Genomic DNA, 15,437 nt, shown 5'->3' on the forward strand with positions numbered 1-15,437 from the left:
ACTAAGGAAGAACAATGGCTGGAAAGTCGAGCGGCGACCGCCGCAAGCCGCGGAAGGGTGGCAAGCCCACCGCTCCCGCGAAGTCGATCCGGGTCGGAGTCATCGATTACAAGGATGTCGCCACCCTCCGCAAGTTCGTCTCGGAACGCGGCAAGATCCGCGCCCGTCGTATCACCGGTGTGTCGGTGCAGGAGCAGCGTCTGATCGCCACGGCGATCAAGAACGCGCGCGAGATGGCTCTCCTGCCCTACGCTGGCGCCGGCCGGTAAGGGGTATCGAGATGGCAAAGCTGATTCTCACGAACGAAGTCGCCGGGCTGGGTAGCGCCGGAGACGTGATCGAGGTCAAGAACGGGTACGCCCGCAACTACCTCATCCCGCAGGGGTACGCCACGGCGTGGACCCGCGGTGGCGAAAAGCAGGTCGCATCGATCCAGGCCGCGCGTCAGGCACGCGCCATCCACGATCGCGACGAGGCAGTCTCGCTGAAGAACGCACTCGAGGGCACCAAGGTGCGCCTGGCCGTCAAGGCGGGCTCCGAGGGACGCCTTTTCGGTTCGGTCAAGACCGAGCACGTCGCGGATGCAGTCGCTGCCGCGGGCCTCGGCTCGATCGACAAGCGCAAGGTGCACATCACCGCCCCGATCAAGCAGGTCGGCGACCACGAGGCCACGGTTCGTCTGCACGACGACGTGACCGCCGTGATCACTCTGCAGGTCGTCGCCGCCAAGTAGGCGACACCGGTTCGAACGCCCTCTGTCCTTCGGGACAGGGGGCGTTCGGCGTTCAGGCGCGCTGTCGACCCACGATCAGCGGTAAATTCCAGGTTCTGCGGCCTTTTGCGGCCGACATTGGCCGCAGAAGGTGAGATTCACCGCAGAAGGTGGCGGCGCGGGCCGCGATCGGATGCCGCGTCAGCCGCTCCCGGTCGACCCGGCCGCGCGGGCGAAGCGATCGGCGAGCCGCCGCGCCTCCGCGGCCAGCACCGGGGTGTCGGCGACGGAGAAGTCGAGGTCGAGCATGCTGAGATGCCGCAACAGGGCCGCCGGATCATCGGAGCCGCTCTCCAGCACGCACGAGTCCGCGTCTCTGACGGTCACGACTCCCGCGGCCCTCGGCAGGCGTTGCGAGACCACTGCGGCCGGCGCATGGATGACCACGGTCGCGCGATACTCCCAGGGCGCGGAGGCGACCCCGCGATCGACGTGGTCGGCCGCGCCCTCGGCGGGCAGCTCCCGTGGCGTGAACCGCCGGCCGGTGGGCAGCCGAGGAGTCAGCCGGTCGACGCGGAACGTCCGCCAGTCGTCGCGCTCCAGATCGAAGGCCAGCAGGTACCAGCGTCCGGCCCGAAGAGCGAGCCGATAGGGCTCCACGATCCGGCGCGATTCGGCATCGGAATGAGTGCGATAGTCGAACCGCAGCTGTACGGCATCGCGGCAGGCCGAGGCGAGGGCGAGGAGCACGCCGGGGTCCACGGCCGGACCGTGTGCGGGCACTGGGACCACCGTCGACTGCAGAGTGGTGATGCGGTGTCGCAGGTGCGAGGGCAGCACCTGGTACATCTTCGCGAGAGCCCGGAGGGATGCTTCCTCGAGGTCGGCGATGGAACCGTCGGCGGCCGCGGTACTCAGCCCGAGCGCCACCGCGATGGCCTCGTCGTCTTCGAGGAGAAGGGGAGGAAGGGCCGCGCCAGCGCCGAGCTGATAGCCGCCGGCGACACCCGGCGTGCTCTGAATCGGGTAGCCCAGTGCCCGGAGCCGCTCGATGTCGGCGCGGATGGTCCTGGTCGAGACCTCGAGCCTCTCGGCCAGGGCCCGACCGGTCCAGAACGGCCGCACCTGCAGCAGAGAGAGAATCTGCAGCAGGCGCTCAGAGGTTTTCAACATGAGTTCATCGTATTCCTCATCGCGGAAGTGAACCTTCCGCAATCGTCTTTACGGTGGTCACATGACGCACACACCGAACAGCATCCGCACCTTCCGCATCGACATCGCCGAGAGCGACGTCGACGACCTTCGCCGTCGGATCACCGACGCCCGGTGGCCTCGTGATCTGCCGACCAGCGGGTGGGAACGCGGCATCCCCACCTCCTACCTCCGCCCGCTCGCCGAATACTGGCGCGACGGCTTCGACTGGCGAGCACACGAGGCGCAGCTGAACCGGCTGCCGCAGTTCGTCACCGATGTCGACGGTCAGCAGATCCACTTCGTGCACGTCCGGTCGACCGTGCCCGGGGCGCGGCCGCTGCTGCTGCTGCACGGGTGGCCGAGCTCCTTCGTCGAGTTCGTCGATGTCATCGGACCGCTCACCGACCCCGTGAGCCACGGCGGACGCGAGGAGGATGCGATGGACGTCGTGATCCCGTCGATGCCCGGGTTCGGGTTCTCACCGCTCGCGGATGCCGGGTGGGGCGACCTCTTCCGTGTCGCGGGAGCCATGGCCGAGGTGATGCAGCGACTCGGCTACGAGCGGTTCCTCGCTCAGGGCACCGACGTCGGATCCGGCGTCGTCGCCATGCTGCCGATGGTGGCGCCGGGCAGGATCATCGCCACGCACGTCAACGGTCCGAGCCCCTTCCCGCTGGGACCTTCGATCGCCACAGACGACCTCCCGGCCGAGGAACAGGAGCGGGCTGCTCGCTTCAACGCGTTCCGCGAGGACGGCGCCGGGTATCTGCACATCCAGGCGACTCGGCCGCAGACGATCGCCTACGGCCTCACCGACTCTCCGGTGGCGCAGCTCGCCTGGATCGCCGAGAAGTTCAAGGAATGGAGCGACCCGGCCGCCGCCCTCCCGGAGGATGCCGTCGACATCGATCGCCTGCTGACCACGGTGAGCCTGTACTGGTTCACGCAGTCCGGCTGGTCGTCCGCACACGCCCTGTACGAGGGGATGCAGGTGTACCGGCAGTTCGCGTCGGGGGCGGGTGCGTCCGGTGACGCCGGTGCCGGCGAGTGGGACATGGGCAGTGACGTCGGCGCGTCGGACGCCGCGGCCGGTGGCTCCGACACCGCCGCTTCGGACGCCGCCGCCGGTGCGTGGGACGGTGCTGGCGGCGGCTGGGAGGCACCCCCCGCCCCGCCTGCCGCCGCGTCGATCTTCGCCGCCGACCTGTCGGTGCGATCGGTCGTCGACCCGGCGTCCGCTTTCGAGTCCTGGACCGAACACGACTCCGGCGGCCACTTCCCTGCCATGGAGGCGCCCGAGCTCCTCGTCGCCGACATGCGGCGATTCTTCGACGGGCGTCGCTGATCATGGGAGCGCCGCAGCTCACGGATCGGGCGCTGAACCGAGCGCTGCTCGCCCGGCAGCTGCTCCTCGAGCGTGGCGCGCACGACGTCGTCGACACCGTCCGTCTGCTGGCCGGAATGCAGGGCCAGGCTCCCTTGGCGCCGTACGTGGGGTTGTGGTCGCGGCTCGACGGCTTCGAGCCGGACGCTCTCGCACAGGCGCTCGAGGAACGTCGGCTGGTGCGGGCGACCCTCATGCGCGGCACCGTTCACCTGGTGACGGCAGAGGACGCCCTGCTGCTGCGACCGCTGACCGAACCCGCCATCGAGCGCGGCTTCCGAGGAGGGTTCACGAAGCGTCTGTCGGCCGACGAGGAGAACAGGGCGCTCGCACTCGGCCGAGAACTGCTGGCAGCGGCGCCTCGCACTCGTGCGGAGCTGCGCACGCTGTTCCGCGAGAGCTGGCCCGAGCTCGACCACGACGCGATGGCGTACGCGGTGAGCTATCTGCTGCCGACCGTGCAGCCGACGCCGAGAGGGGTGTGGGGAAAGCCGCAGGGTGCGGCGCAGCTCGCACTGCTGGATGCCTGGGTCGGCCGGCCGCTCGAGGCTGAGCCGTCCATCGACGAGGTCGTCCTGCGCTACCTCGCGGCATTCGGACCCGCGAGCGTCAACGACGCGCAGACCTGGTCGGGGTTGACGGGGCTCCGCGAGGTGTTCGAGCGTCTGTCCGGGAAGCTCGAGGTGTTCGTGTCGCAACATGGCGACGTTCTGTACGACCTTCCGGACGCGCCCCGCCCCGACCCCGAGACTCCGGCGCCGCCACGCTTCCTGCCCGAATACGACAACACGCTCTTCTCGCACCGGGATCGCCGACGGATCATCGACGGCCCCCGACGCGTGCCGCTGCCACCGGGCTTCGGAGCCCGGGAGGGCACCTTCCTCGTCGACGGCTGTCTTCGGGGGATCTGGCGTGTGCGGGAAGGGGTGATGCGCATCGAGCCGTACGCCCCCGTCGAGGATGCGACGGCGGGTGCGCTCCTGGTAGAGGGGAAGCGGCTGGCCGGATTCCTGGACGCACCGGAGGTCTCCCTCCACATGTGAGCGGGAGGGCCGGGTAGTCTCGCCGCCGCCCGTTGCCTCCCAAGACACGACGGATGCCCCGAGGCTGTGCCCCGGGGCATCCGCTGTTCGCGCATTGCATGAGAACTGACGACGACCACGCGCTCGAAGGCGTCGTGGACGCGTCAGCCGCTCACACAGTGCGCGCCGACAGGGCGGCTTCTCCTCCCCCGAGGACGCCGCCCTGCCGGAGCTTGATCACGCCGTAGGGCGTGGGGGCAGGACGGAGTCGCTCGAGGCGCCGAGAAGGCGCGATGAGCCGACGGCATCGACCGTCGAACGTGAGCGGGTGCGCCGCAGAGGGGTGCACGACATGAGTCTCCTGACCGACTGGGTGTCTGGAAGGGTGCGCGGGCGCGGAAGCGCGCAGCGCTGCATCTGCCGCTCGAGACGAGCGGCGCGACGGTCAGTCAGTCAGGGGAGACGTCGGTGTCGGCGAGGGGCGAGGGTGGCAGAGACTCGGTGGTGACGCGGGAGGCCACGGCCGAGGCGTACCGGGAAGGGATGCCGCCGTCGGTGACGCGAGCGGCGGAGGCGCCCCCACCGGAGCCGGACGGCGAGGAAGACTGGGTGGCGGCGGACCCGGCAGGACCATGGCCGGGGTGCTCGACGGGGGCGGCAGCGTCGGGCGCAGCGGCCATCGCACCGACGGCGCCTGCTGCTCGTGAGGTCGTGAGTGCGGCGGTCGCTCGCGGGGAGTCGGCCGCGGCCGCACGCGCGATGTCGGCTGAGTTCGCCGTTCGGTCGTCGGATGCTGCCGGTTGACCGGGCAGGGGCGACTCGGTGGCGCCCACGCCGGGGCCGTCACCCGGATCGGTCGCAGGACCGGGTGACGGAGTCGGCGAACCGGGAGTTGCAGGGGTCGAGGGGTCGATGGCGTCGAGAACCGGTGAGACGGTGTCGCCGACCACTCCGCCCACGACACCGACGACCTCGTCGGCGAGGCCGAGGGTCTCATCGAGGACGCCGGGGACGCCGAGGTCGTCGATCAGGTCGCCGACGACGGGAACGCCGACGACGGCATCCAGAACGGGCGTGGCGATCTGGGTCACCGGCCCGTTCTGCAGCAGACCGGTCACGGGAGCAGTGACGTTCTCGACCGCGGAGACGGCCGTCTGCACGACCGGTGCCGCGGCAGGGCCCACGACCGGGACCTGTTGGACTGTCTCGGTCACCGCTGACGCCGCTGCCGGTGCCGCCTGCTGCAGCGGGGCCACAGCCGACGTGACGACCGGGGCGACGACATCGGTGACGACCGCGGCGACCGGAGTGGTGACCGTCTGGGTCACGTGGGACACGAGTTGGCCGAGGGGATTCTCGTCGGACTCCTCCGCGTGCGCCGCATCGCCGCCGGCGAAGAGCGTCAGCACCGTCCACGCGAGCACGCCGAAGCCACCCCAGAGGACGCCGGTGCGTAGCCGGTGCCGGGTGGCCTGAGCGGTCACGTTCACCTCCCCCTCTGAAGGAAAACGCTGCCGACGCGCGTTGCGCCGACGGGCCGACGATACTCCTCGTGGGGGTCGCTGTCCAGCGGTTCTCGTGCTCACGCACGTCCGGCGACACCCGGACGCGCCCGAGACGATTCGCGCTTGACTTTCCCCAGGTTCTGCACATCCCCCCTCGCAGCGCGAAACCTTCAATCAAGGATTGAAGGAGATTCTCATCCACAGGCTGGGGGAACAAGAAAGCCCAGTTGCGGAGGTGAATATGGGTTCACTCCGGATTCCGTCCACGGAGTTATGCACAGCCGTTCTGCACAGACACTCCGACTTTGTCCGCACGGTTTCCACATGGTTATCCACAGGCGCTGTTGCATGTGGATTGCGCCGCTCCTAGCGTGGTCGAGCGACCGAATGTCAGGGGCACCTGCTTCGCTGTGTGCATGCCGGCCGATCCGCCGCACATGCACCGCGGTAGCTCGAGTCGGGACTGACAGCAACGGGTCGCATTGAAGGGAGCAGTGTGTCGATCGCGGACATCTCGGAGGAGCGCCTCGGTGGCAAGCGTCCGCCCGAGCGCGTACCACCGCACGACCTCCTGGCCGAGCAGAGCGCGCTCGGTGGCATGCTGCTGTCGAAGGATGCCGTCGCCGATGTGATCGAGACCCTCAAAGGTGCTGATTTCTACATCCCTAAGCACGAGCTCATCTTCGAGGCGATCCTGTCGCTGTACTCGCACGGCGAGCCGACGGACGTCGTCGCCGTCACCGACGAGCTGATCAAGACGGGTGAGCTCGGGCGAGCCGGTGGCGCCGACTACCTTCACACCCTCACCTCGATCGTCCCGACGGCGGCCAACGCCGGGTACTACGCGGGCATCGTCTCGGAGCGGGCGATCCTGCGTCGCCTGGTGGATGCCGGAACCCGCATCGTGCAGCTCGGCTACGACGGCCAGGGCGACGCGACGGACATCGTCAACAACGCGCAGGCCGAGATCTACTCCGTCACCGGATCCGAGACGGCTGAGGACTACGTTCCGCTCACCGTGGCCGTGGATGCCGCCGTCGAGGAGATCGAGGCGGCGAACGGCCGCGACGGGTCGATGACCGGCATCCCCACCGGCTTCAAAGAGCTCGACGAACTCACCAACGGCCTGCACGGCGGTCAGATGATCGTCGTCGCTGCGCGACCCGCGATGGGAAAGTCGACGCTCGCCCTCGACTTCGCCCGTGCGGCATCCATCGGACACGACTTCCCGTCGATCTTCTTCTCGCTCGAGATGGGAAAGAGCGAGATCGCGATGAGGCTCCTCAGCGCCGAGGGCGCGATCCCGCTGCAGAACATGCGAAAGGGCACGCTCGACCCGCGCGATTGGACGACCGTCGCCTCGACCCGCGGCCGAATCAACGATGCGCCGCTCTACATCGACGACAGCCCGAACATGACGCTCGTTGAGATCCGCGCGAAGTGCCGTCGGCTCAAGCAGCGTGCGGGTCTGCGGATGGTCATCATCGACTACCTGCAGCTGATGACCAGCGGCAAGCGCGTCGAGTCGCGTCAGCAGGAAGTCTCGGAGTTCTCCCGTGCCCTGAAGCTGCTCGCGAAGGAGCTGCAGGTTCCCGTGATCGCGCTGTCGCAGCTGAACCGAGGACCCGAGCAGCGCACCGACAAGAAGCCCGCGATCAGCGACCTGCGCGAGTCCGGCTCGATCGAGCAGGATGCCGACATGGTGATCCTGCTGCACCGCGACTCGGTGTACGACAAGGACGTGCGCCCCGGCGAGGCCGACCTCATCGTGGCCAAGCACCGTAACGGACCGACGGCGACGCTGACGGTGGCGTTCCAGGGCCACTACTCCCGCTTCCGCGACATGGCGCCGGGCGGCGACTTCGTCTGAGTGTCGCGCCGTAGGAACTGGGGCGCGAACCTCCGCCGATGAGCCCTCGGGACCGAGAAGTTTCGCTCGAGCTTGGCAAGATCACTGTGACTTGGCAGTGCTGACGCAAGCGACCGAGAGGCTCCGGGTGGGCGCCATCGACCCAGCACGTCGTTCTCCTGCGCGAGCAGTCCCTCCAGCAGAGCTGCTGCAGGGTTCTCAGAGACGTGTTGGTGGTCGGTGGCTGGAAGTCAGATCCCGGCGTGCGGTCGACGGTCGATGTTCTTCTCGGTCGATGCTCCCGCGATGAGGCGCGACAGCATTTCGGCGGTGCCCGACGTCGTCAGGGTGACGTCAGGCCGTTGGTGTGGCGAAATCGGGGCGGGTGCCGTAGCGCGCAAGTGCCTCCTCATCGAGGATCACACTGAGCCCTGGGGTGTCAGGGATGTCGAGGAACCCCTCGTCGTCCAGCGACCACCCGCCTTTGATCAGATCGTCGACGTAGGCCGAGCCGGTCTTGTACTCGACCAGGTCGGTCGAGGAGAGAGCCGAAGCTAGCTGCAGGTCTGCCGCGAGCCCGACACCGGTGTTCCAGCCATGCGGGATCAGCCGGATGCCGCGGTCTTGAGCCGCCCACCCGATTCGACGCGACTCGCTCAGACCTCCGCCCTTCGTGGTGTCGGGCTGCACGATGTCGAACGCGTGCCGGTCGAGGTAGGGCTGAAAGCTCTGGCGTCTCGTCAGCACCTCGCCGCCGGAGATGCGCACGGGAGACGACGAGCGGAGCTCTGCGAGTCCGTCGACGTCGTCGGGGGCGAGTGCCTCTTCGAACCAGGCGACATCGTAGTCGGCGAGCATCCGAGCGGTCCGCTTCGCCCATGCGCGGTCGCCGGGGAAGAAGGCCTCCGAGCCGCCGGCGTCGACGGCGAGCAGACGGTCGCCGACTGCGGCCCTCGCCGCGGCTACCGTGGCTTCGTCGGTCGCTGCGTCCACCCGACCGAACTTCCACCAGCCGATCTTGAACGCGGAGAAGCCAGCTTCGACCAGCTCCTCGAGGTTCTTGGTCATCGGCCCGGCTTCATCCATCAGCACCGATGCGTAGGGGCGCACCCGATCCCGGTATCGACCGCCGAGAAGGCGGCCGACCGGCTGGGAGGACGCCTGCCCCGCGATGTCCCACAGGGCGATGTCGATCGCGCTCGTCGCGTGCGTGAGCGAGCCTCCTCGTCCCATCCAAAACGCCGTCTGATGCAGAGTTTCCGTCAGTCGCTCGACCTCGAGCGGGTTCTCGCCGATCAGGTGGGGGGACAGCAGATCGATGGCGCCGCGCACCAGGCTCTCAGAGGTGAATGCGCTGCCGATGCCCACCGTGCCGTCGTCGGTGTGGACCGCGACGAGGGTGTGGACGATGTCGTCCGGCTGCAGTTCGTGCGACCACCCGCCTTCGGGCGTCGCACCTCGCAGACCGCACGTGTCGATTCGGATGATGCGCATAAGACCTTCCAACCGTGATGAGGGAAAGGGGGCCCCTTCCGAAATCGAAGATAGTCGATTGTCGACAAGACGGCAATCTGTGGGTAGTGTCTGTTCCGCACCCACCAGCGGTGCGACCAGCGACTCACAGCGTTGTGCACGATGGCAGCGCCCGAGGCCCCAATCCGAAAGGCATCACAATGAAGTTGACGCGCATCCTGGCCGGCGTTGCGGTGGCCGCGACCACCGTCCTCGCTCTCACCGCGTGCACCTCGAGCGGGAGCTCGGGGGCGGCAGCGCAAGAGAGCACCCTCACGAAGGTCCTCGAGGAGAAGAAGCTCGTGGTCGGCGTCTTCGCCGACGCTCCTCCATACGGTGTCATGAAGAGCTCGGGCGAGTACGAGGGCTTCGACATCGACGCCGCGCGCGCGCTCGCCGGATCTTTGGGGGCCGAGATCGAGTTCGTGTCGACGACGAACGCCAACCGCATCCCCCTGCTCGAAACCGGGAAGGTGGATATCGTCATCGCCGCGCTCACGAACCTGGACGAGCGCGCGCAGAAGGTGGCGATGTCGCGACCGTATGCCGCGGAAGGGCAGGTCGTGCTCGTGCCGGCGGGCAGCGACATCGCCTCCTACGACGAACTGGCAGGACGCACGGTCGCGGCGACCCGCGGCAGCGTGCCGGCGACCATCCTCGAGAACCGGTTCCCGGAGGCGAATGCGAGCCTCTTCGAAGCCGTCGCCGACTCGATCCAGGCGCTGCGCAGCAACAAGGTGGATGCACTCATGGAGAGCAACTCCGTGGTTCAGGGGATCCTCGCCGATTCGGGTGACGAGTTCATGATCGTCGACGCCCCGCAGCTGAGCCCCTCCGTCGTCTCCATGGGGCTGAAGCAAGGCGACCAGCTGTGGCTGAACTACGTCGACAACTTCATTCTCAACTACAACATCAGCGACGCCGCGAACGATTCGTACAACGAGTGGCTCGGCACCGACGTCCCCGAGCTCATCAAGTAGCGACCTCCTCGGCTGCCCCGCCCGTCGGCGGGGCAGCCGGAACGGACAACTCATGCAACTCTTCTTCGGGGATCTGATCCCCCACGCACCCGAACTCCTCGCCGGACTCGGCATCAGCGTGCTCATCACCCTCGCAGCGGTGCTGGTCGGATCGCCGCTCGGCGTCGGCGTCTACCTGCTGCGCGCGTCCCGCAACCCCGTCCTGCGTTCCATCGGCGCCGCCTACGTCGAGATCATCCGCAACACCCCGCTGCTGCTGCAGCTCTACCTCATCTACTTCGCCCTCCCCTCGGTCGGGGTGAACCTCGACCCCGTCACGGCCGGCGTCATCGCCCTCAGCGTGAACAACTCCGCCTACCTCGCCGAGATCTATCGCGCCGGATTCGAGGCGATTCCGAAGGGGCAGATCGAGGCGGCGGACGCCCTCGGGCTCTCCCGGCGCACCACGTTCTTCCACGTCCGTCTCGTGCCCGCCCTGCGGAGCGTCCTGCCTTCGCTCACGAACCAGGTGATCCTGCTCTTCCTCGCCTCGTCTATCGCGTCGATCGTCGCAGTACCCGAGCTGATGCACGTGATGATGGGCATCACGACGAGCACCTTCCGCACGATCGAGACGTTCGTCGTCGGCGGACTGCTGTATTTCATCGTCGCGTTCCTGATCGCGGGAGCATCCCGTCTCGTCGAGACGCGCGGCATCCGCTGGAAGGTGTCCTGATGTTCACGTCCTTCGACCTGCCCGATCTTCTACTCATCCTGCAGGGGGCGTTCGTCACACTGCAGGTCTGCCTCCTCGCCGTGCTCCTCGGAGGCGTGGTCGGCATCATCTCCGGCATCCTCTCAGTGAGCCCGTTCGCCCCGCTGCGCTGGCTCAGCGCGATCTGGGTGGGCGCGATCCGCGGCATCCCGGTCCTGCTCATCATCTTCTTCGTCTACTTCGCCCTGCCGCTGATGTCGCCGGGAAGCAACGTCCCGGACTACTGGGCCGCTGTGCTCGCGCTCACAATCTTCGCGTCGGCGTACATCAGCGAGATCGTCCGCGGGAGCATCCAGGCGATACCGGGAGGTCAGGTCGAGGCGGCCCAGGCTCTTGGGCTGTCATGGCCGAAGCAGCTCCGCTACGTGGTCATGCCGCAAGCCGCGCGCATCATGGTGCCGCCGGGGATCGGGTTCCTGGTGGTGCTGGTCAAGGACAGCTCCCTCGTCGCCGTGATCGGTCTCATCGAGCTCACCCGCGCCGGCAACATCGTCGCCTCGCAGACGGGGCAGCCGATCCTCGCCTACGTGGTGGTCGGCGCGGTCTACTTCGTCATCTGCTTCGCCCTCTCGGTCGCCGGCCGGCGGTACGAGAGACGGCTCACCATTCACGCGCGCCCGCCCCGGGTGAGAGACGCGCTCACACCGTCCCGAGGAGACTCGAAATGATCACCGTCACCGACCTGCGACTCAGCTTCGGCTCCACCGAAGTGCTTCACGGAATCACCTGCGACGTCGCTGAAGGCGAGGTCGTCTGCATCATCGGGGCGTCCGGCTCAGGCAAGAGCACGCTCCTGCGCTGCGTGAATGGTCTCGAGACCCCGAGTCACGGCAGCGTCGAGGTGAACGGCCATCTGCTCACCGCGAAGGAACGGCGCTCGAGTCTCGCCGCCATCCGTCGCGACGTCGGCATGGTGTTCCAGCAGTTCAACCTGTTCCCGCACCTCACGGCGCGGGAGAACGTCACACTTGCCCCCCGCAAGGTCCTCGGGTTGAGCGCTCACGAGGCCCGCGAACGGGCGGACGCACTCCTGGCGAAGGTGGGGCTCGCCGCGAAGGCCGATGCGTTCCCCGGGAATCTCTCCGGGGGCCAGGCACAGCGGGTCGCGATCGCTCGCGCGTTGGCGATGCAGCCGAGCGTGATGCTCTTCGACGAGCCGACGTCGGCGTTGGACCCCGAGATCGTCGGCGAGGTGCTCGCGGTGATGAAGGGGCTCGCCGCGGAGGGGATGACGATGGTCGTCGTCACGCACGAGATCGGGTTCGCGCGCGAGGTCGCCGACCGGGTGATCTACATGGATGACGGGCGGATCGTCGAGAGCGGCACTCCGAAGGAGCTACTCTCCAACGCACAGACAGAGCGGGCGCGCGCCTTTCTCGGGAAGGTGCTCTGACACCGTGATCGATCTCCTCATCCGCGGGGCGAGTGTCATCGACGGTTCGGGCGTACCGGAGTTCGCGGCAGACGTCGGGATCGTCGGCACGCGCATCGCGTTCGTCGGGCGCGATCCCGGAGCCGGGGCGGTTGAGGAGATCGACGCGACGGGGCTACTGCTGACTCCGGGCCTCATCGATCCCCACAGCCATAGCGACTGGTCGATCCTCGGAAACCGAGATGCGCTGAGCACGGTACACCAAGGAGTCACGACGGAGGTCGTGGGGAACTGTGGAGTGACCTATGCGCCGATCGCGGAGGGTGACGAAGAGACTGCCCGCCGGGCGCTGGCCGCTTTCGGATACGAAGGCGAGGTGCCATGGCGATCGTTCGCCGACCTCCTGAGCGTCGTGCACGGAGGAGGCACCGCTCAGAACCTCGCCTGGTTCGTCGGTCACACCGGCCTGCGCCGAGCTGCGGAACGCCACGGGGGCGACTTGGTCGGCACGATGGAGCGGGACCTGCATGAGGCGCTGGAGGCGGGTGCGATCGGCTTCAGTTCCGGCCTGGAATACGGCGCGGGTCGGAACGCTGAGACCTCGGAACTGGAGGCACTCGCGCGCGTGGCTGGCCGCTACGGGGCGATGTACGCGAGCCATATCCGCAATCGAGACGTGGCGCTGGCGGAGGCCGTTGAGGAGTTCTTTCGCGTCGTGCATGCGGGAGACCTGCGCGCGCAGCTCTCGCACCTCAACGTGCGGCACGGCACGGGGGCCGCGACGGGCGCCTGGGCGAAAGCGGTGGCGCGTCTGGAGCGCGAGCGCCGTTCCGGTGTCGACGTCCTGGCGGATATGACGCCCTATCCGGAAGGCATCGGCCTCGCTGCCGGCCTGCTGCCCGACTGGCTGCTGTCCGAGGGGGAGGAGGCGGCGGCCGACGCGCTCCGGAGCGCCGAGGTCCGGGCGCGCGTGCGTGAGGACTCCGACCGATACTGGCGGTTCGTGCACCGCGGACAGTGGGGCCGGGTGCGACTGGCGGTGAGCCCTGCCACCCCGGAATGGGAGGGGCTGACGTTTCCAGAGATCGCAGCGGTCAACGGAACGGACGAGTGGGACGCGTACTTCGACGTCATGGCGGCATCGGGCGGAGACCTGGGCGCGGTGCAGTTCATGGGGGCGCTGTTCGAGCCCGACCATGTCGCGGAGGCTGTGAGCCACGACCGCTTCCTGCTCGGCGTGGACGGCTTCACCTCCCGCCGCGACGGCGTACTCGGTGCGCGGACGCCGCACCCGCTCTTCTTTCACGGCTACCAGCACTTCCTGAGCCACCACGCGCTACGCGCGGGAACCCTGCGCCTCGAGAACGCCGTGCACAAGATGACGGCGGCGGTCGCGGCGCATTTCGGTCTCCGCGATCGGGGCTGCGTCGCCGAAGGAGCATTCGCCGACCTCGTCCTCTGGGACCGGGAGCTGCTCCGGGAGACCGACACATTCGTCATGCCTGAGCACTACGCCACAGCCGCTCGCCATGTCTGGGTGAACGGCACGCCGGTGGTCGAGCACGGGATCCGCACCGTACACCGACCTGGAACTCGATTGGAAAGAGCAGATGTCACCTGAATCGTCACCCGCGGCGACCGGCCTCGCCGCCTCCCGTCGCCGCCGCACGATGCACCCCGCCGCTCCGACCGGGCTTGAGGAGAGGGGGCGTCTCACGCCGGCTGTGACAGGATTCGCCGTCGCTGCCGCGGTCGGCGGATTCCTCTTCGGATTCGACACCGCCGTGATCAACGGCGCGGTCACGGCGATCGAGAGCAACCTCGGTCTCGACGCGGTCGGCCTCGGCGTGGTCGTCGCGGTCACGCTGCTCGGCGCGGCGCTGGGTGCGCTCGGCGCCGGCTGGATCGCGGACCGCATCGGGCGGCCCCGCACGATGATGATGGCGGGGGTCGTCTTCTTCGTCGCAGCGATCGGATGCGGCATGGCCCACGGGGTGGTCGACCTGGCGGCGTGGCGGCTTGTGACAGGCATCGCGGTCGGGTTCGCCACCGTGCTCGGCCCGCTGTACATCTCGGAGATCGCTCCCGCGCATGCCCGCGGGCGCTTGGCCTCGATGCAGCAGATGGCGATCGTGCTGGGGATCTTCATGGCGCTGCTCTCCGACAGCGGGATCGCCCTGGCCCTGGGTGGCGCGGACGCCGAGCTGTTCCTCGGGCTGCCTGCATGGCGCTGGATGTTCATCGCCGGCGTGATCCCCGCGCTGATCTACCTGGGCCTGGCGCTCGTCGTCCCGGAGTCGCCGCGACATCTGGTCGCTCGCGGGCGGGTGACGGCGGCCCGGCAGGTGCTCATCCGCCTCCAACGCGTCGACCCGACCGAGGCGCGCATCCTGACAGATCGGATCGAGGAGACGCTGCAGCAGAACGACGCCGGCCGGTTCCGCGATCTGCTGGACAAACGTCGCGGCCTTCTTCCCGTGGTCTGGACCGGCATCGGCGTAGCGGCTCTGCAGGCGCTGGTCGGCATCGACGTCATCTTCTACTATTCGACGTCGCTCTGGGAGTCGGTCGGCTTCGAGGAGTCCGCCGCGTTCGGCCTGTCGGTGCTCAGCTCCTTCATCAACGTCGCTGCGACCATCGCCGCCATCGTGCTCATCGACCGAGTCGGACGACGGATCCTGCTCCTCGCGGGGTCGGTCGGCATGTTCTTCAGCCTCATCCTGGTCAGCGTGGGGTTCTCAACGGCACGCATTGCGGATGGATCACCCCAGCTCGAGGGTGCATGGGGGCCCGTCACCCTGCTCGGTGCGAACCTCTTCGTCGTAGCATTCGCCGTCTCCTGGGGCCCAGTCGTCTGGGTGCTGCTCGGGGAGATGTTCCCGAACCACATCCGCGGAGTCGCTCTGTCTGTCTGCGCCTCGGCGAACTGGCTCGCGGGCGTGGCGCTGAACTTCTCGTTCCCGAGCCTGCGCGACATCTCGCTGCCCGGCAGCTACGCCCTGTACGCAGTGATGGCGGCCCTGTCGTTCCTGATCGTGTACTTCGGCGTCAGAGAGACCAATGGGCGATCGCTTGAGGAGATGCGCACGAGCGCTGGGGCGGAAGGCGCGTCGTGATCGCACGACAGCACAGGATCAGGGAAGGCGACGCCGC

General features: G+C 68.1%; 15 protein-coding genes. 11 read left to right on the forward strand and 4 right to left on the reverse strand.

The features are described 5' to 3' along the window. Window positions 1-14: 14 nt before the first annotated feature. Window positions 15-269 (forward strand): 30S ribosomal protein S18, encoded by a 255-nt coding sequence (gene rpsR, locus RIN18_RS10675; RefSeq protein ID WP_017829850.1) that lies wholly within the window; start codon window positions 15-17, stop codon window positions 267-269. A gap of 11 nt (window positions 270-280) precedes the next feature. Then, window positions 281-733 (forward strand): 50S ribosomal protein L9, encoded by a 453-nt coding sequence (gene rplI, locus RIN18_RS10680; RefSeq protein WP_309103955.1) that lies wholly within the window; start codon window positions 281-283, stop codon window positions 731-733. A 180-nt stretch (window positions 734-913) separates the two neighbouring features. Here rplI and RIN18_RS10685 read toward each other — a convergent pair whose 3' ends face one another. Next, the gene (locus RIN18_RS10685; protein ID WP_309103956.1) at window positions 914-1,885 is read right to left on the reverse strand and encodes a transcriptional regulator; all 972 of its coding nucleotides are present in this window, start codon (window positions 1,883-1,885) and stop codon (window positions 914-916) included. Between the two features lie 61 nt (window positions 1,886-1,946). Here RIN18_RS10685 and RIN18_RS10690 point away from each other — a divergent pair, with 61 nt between their 5' ends. Together RIN18_RS10690 and RIN18_RS10695 are read left to right on the forward strand one after the other, a co-directional pair. Further along, window positions 1,947-3,251: an epoxide hydrolase gene (locus RIN18_RS10690; RefSeq protein ID WP_309103957.1), complete on the forward strand. Its 1,305-nt coding sequence runs from the start codon at window positions 1,947-1,949 to the stop codon at window positions 3,249-3,251. Between the two features lie 2 nt (window positions 3,252-3,253). Further along, complete coding sequence (locus RIN18_RS10695; protein ID WP_309103958.1) at window positions 3,254-4,333, forward strand: winged helix DNA-binding domain-containing protein; 1,080 nt, start codon at window positions 3,254-3,256, stop codon at window positions 4,331-4,333. Window positions 4,334-4,484: 151 nt separating this feature from the next. On the opposite strand, the gene RIN18_RS10700 is transcribed toward RIN18_RS10695, so the two are convergent. Together RIN18_RS10700 and RIN18_RS10705 are read right to left on the reverse strand one after the other, a co-directional pair. After that, window positions 4,485-4,661 (reverse strand): hypothetical protein, encoded by a 177-nt coding sequence (locus RIN18_RS10700; protein WP_309103959.1) that lies wholly within the window; start codon window positions 4,659-4,661, stop codon window positions 4,485-4,487. A gap of 100 nt (window positions 4,662-4,761) precedes the next feature. Next, the gene (locus RIN18_RS10705) at window positions 4,762-5,796 is read right to left on the reverse strand and encodes a hypothetical protein (protein ID WP_309103960.1); all 1,035 of its coding nucleotides are present in this window, start codon (window positions 5,794-5,796) and stop codon (window positions 4,762-4,764) included. A 517-nt stretch (window positions 5,797-6,313) separates the two neighbouring features. Between RIN18_RS10705 and dnaB the strand changes: the two genes are divergently transcribed. Next, window positions 6,314-7,687: a replicative DNA helicase gene (dnaB, locus tag RIN18_RS10710; RefSeq protein ID WP_375163519.1), complete on the forward strand. Its 1,374-nt coding sequence runs from the start codon at window positions 6,314-6,316 to the stop codon at window positions 7,685-7,687. Between the two features lie 333 nt (window positions 7,688-8,020). Here dnaB and RIN18_RS10715 read toward each other — a convergent pair whose 3' ends face one another. Further along, entirely contained in the window at window positions 8,021-9,160 is a 1,140-nt protein-coding gene (locus tag RIN18_RS10715; protein WP_309103961.1) for a mandelate racemase/muconate lactonizing enzyme family protein, read from the reverse strand. A gap of 179 nt (window positions 9,161-9,339) precedes the next feature. Between RIN18_RS10715 and RIN18_RS10720 the strand changes: the two genes are divergently transcribed. Genes RIN18_RS10720 through RIN18_RS10745 form a run of 6 tightly spaced genes read left to right on the forward strand, consistent with a single transcriptional unit; the run spans window position 9,340 to window position 15,400 of the window. Next, a complete protein-coding gene (locus RIN18_RS10720; protein WP_309103962.1) occupies window positions 9,340-10,158 on the forward strand; it encodes a transporter substrate-binding domain-containing protein in 819 nt (272 codons plus the stop codon). A gap of 52 nt (window positions 10,159-10,210) precedes the next feature. After that, a complete protein-coding gene (locus RIN18_RS10725) occupies window positions 10,211-10,873 on the forward strand; it encodes an amino acid ABC transporter permease (RefSeq protein ID WP_309103963.1) in 663 nt (220 codons plus the stop codon). Then, window positions 10,873-11,580: an amino acid ABC transporter permease gene (locus RIN18_RS10730; RefSeq protein ID WP_309103964.1), complete on the forward strand. Its 708-nt coding sequence runs from the start codon at window positions 10,873-10,875 to the stop codon at window positions 11,578-11,580. Before RIN18_RS10725 ends, RIN18_RS10730 begins: the two co-directional genes overlap by 1 nt. After that, window positions 11,577-12,305: an amino acid ABC transporter ATP-binding protein gene (locus RIN18_RS10735; protein ID WP_309103965.1), complete on the forward strand. Its 729-nt coding sequence runs from the start codon at window positions 11,577-11,579 to the stop codon at window positions 12,303-12,305. The genes RIN18_RS10730 and RIN18_RS10735 overlap by 4 nt, the downstream gene beginning before the upstream one ends. Before the next feature lie 4 nt (window positions 12,306-12,309). Then, a complete protein-coding gene (locus tag RIN18_RS10740; protein ID WP_309103966.1) occupies window positions 12,310-13,905 on the forward strand; it encodes an amidohydrolase family protein in 1,596 nt (531 codons plus the stop codon). Next, window positions 13,895-15,400: a sugar porter family MFS transporter gene (locus tag RIN18_RS10745; RefSeq protein WP_309103967.1), complete on the forward strand. Its 1,506-nt coding sequence runs from the start codon at window positions 13,895-13,897 to the stop codon at window positions 15,398-15,400. Before RIN18_RS10740 ends, RIN18_RS10745 begins: the two co-directional genes overlap by 11 nt. Window positions 15,401-15,437 lie beyond the last annotated feature (37 nt).

The organism is Microbacterium sp. (genome assembly GCF_031179285.1).
Lineage (GTDB): Bacteria > Actinomycetota > Actinomycetes > Actinomycetales > Microbacteriaceae > Microbacterium.